This is a genomic window from Sphaerochaeta sp. UBA5836 (genome assembly GCF_002432845.1).
Taxonomy (GTDB): domain Bacteria; phylum Spirochaetota; class Spirochaetia; order Sphaerochaetales; family Sphaerochaetaceae; genus Sphaerochaeta.
Map to the genome: position 1 here is coordinate 1 of NZ_DJGW01000107.1, position 1,838 is coordinate 1,838.

2 protein-coding genes and 1 tRNA gene are annotated in these 1,838 nt (G+C 42.5%); 2 read left to right on the plus strand and 1 reads right to left on the minus strand.

Annotation, left to right across the window (positions count from 1 at the left end):
- Positions 1-1,030: AAA family ATPase (locus tag B3F49_RS10400; protein ID WP_293910876.1), on the plus strand; the 1,030-nt coding region annotated here is incomplete at its 5' end.
- A gap of 14 nt (positions 1,031-1,044) precedes the next feature.
- A complete protein-coding gene (locus tag B3F49_RS10405; RefSeq protein ID WP_293910878.1) occupies positions 1,045-1,344 on the plus strand; it encodes a hypothetical protein in 300 nt (99 codons plus the stop codon).
- Between the two features lie 337 nt (positions 1,345-1,681).
- Here B3F49_RS10405 and B3F49_RS10410 read toward each other — a convergent pair.
- A tRNA-Phe gene (locus B3F49_RS10410) sits at positions 1,682-1,754 on the minus strand.
- Positions 1,755-1,838: the final 84 nt, after the last annotated feature.

Consider the following 1,838-nt stretch of genomic DNA (forward strand, 5'->3'; position numbering starts at 1 on the left):
GATTGTCGGGTCTACAATTGAGGCCGAATTTCTCTCTGGGAGAACCAATTTCCGCTACAAGAAGCTTATTATCCTTATGGGAGCCAATGCTTCAGGAAAAACAACACTGGGAAAAGCTTTCATGGCAATTTTCAACAGCATCAACAATAAGAACCTGCTTCCTGTTATTAAAAATATCAATGACCCAACAAAAAAAGCATCATTTACCATTGAATTTGTAGCAAAAACAAAAAGACTCTATCGGGTGGAAGCAGTTATTAGTCCTCCTGGCACTCCCGAGTCATATGAAGAAAAAGACATGAGGGTCTCGGTAAAGTCGGTACCTATCTCTCTTGCAGACAGTTATGAGATGTGTGCTACTAAGTTGGACAAATTGGGAGCTGACAATGTGCCATACCATAAGGCATTGGAATCCATAGAAAACTTCGGATGGCTCTTTACCTATCCGAGCATCGAGGAAAAAATCCCTACTTTTCAAGAATTGGATAAGCACGACTTGCTAAAAATTCTTGATATCGTTCTTTCTGCCTTGGACCCTTCCATTCAGGGAATTATCAAAGCAAGGGACATTAAGAACTCCTATGTCATCAAATTGGGAAATCATGGGGTAATCATCCAGGATGGAAACGTACTGAATGGAGAAATCCTCTCTAGTGGAACGAGATCGGGGATTGGAATAGCCTCCATGTTGGCTGCAATTATGGCAAAGCAGAATGGCTTCTACTACTGCGATGAGAAATTTTCTTATATTCACAGTGATATGGAACGAGAGGCGCTGGCCAAAATGGTAGAAAAATTGGGAGAAGATGGACAGCTCTTCTTTACTACTCACAATACAGACATTTTGGATATGTCGTTTCCCAAACACTCATATTGCTTCCTTAAAAAGGAGCAGATAGGCGATACTTGTACAATCCGTTGCATCAATGCCGATGACTTTCTCAAGCGAAATACCGATTCACTCAAGTGTGCGGTTGAGAACGATCTTTTCTCAACAGCCCCTGATGTGAGTCGCATCGCTGCTTTATGAAGTGAGGGTATCTAGTGCAACACTATTATCAGTATTTTGTTGAGGGAGAAACAGAAGCAAAGATGGCGCAAGTATTGAAGACTGACTTTAGATGCATCTGTGCAGGAAAAGTAAGGATTCATAATGTTGTTGAGAAACCACTTTCAAGAGGTTCTCTTGCATCGTTGCGATTCAACACTGCTGCAATCCTGATTTTCGATACTGACACCACTGATGCCACCCTCTTGAATGAAAACATTACAATGCTGAACTCTCAGCCAATGATTAAGCGAGTAGTATGCATCCCGCAGGTACAAAACTTGGAACAAGAATGATCAGAAGCTGAGACATCCATAGAATCAAAGAATTACTATCCAGCAAAGCAGACAAGGACTTTAAAACAGATTTTTGCAAGTGCAATGGACTGAAGGGAGCTATATCACTGATTACAATTCCTTCGAAACATACAGGGAATCCAAGTAGGGGTTAAGATGCTGCTATTCTCCCAGGCCGTTCATTCAAGGGAAGATCAAGTTAGGGAAAACTACCACATGATCAGCTTTTGGTTGCTCGGCAGTCGTACACCTTTCGCAGCAAGGCGGCACATGCATGCATACACCCCTATAAAGCAAAACTCCCCTTCCTGTACGGGAGGAGGAGTCTCTCTGTCCATGCCGCCTCGCAGAATTGAACTGCGGACACAAGGATTTTCAGTCCTTTGCTCTACCAACTGAGCTAAAGCGGCTTCAACGTTCTCTTGTATACCCTAATTGGTGATTTCTTGTCAACACCTTTCTGATAAAACGCACGATCTTGCAACATGTACCAA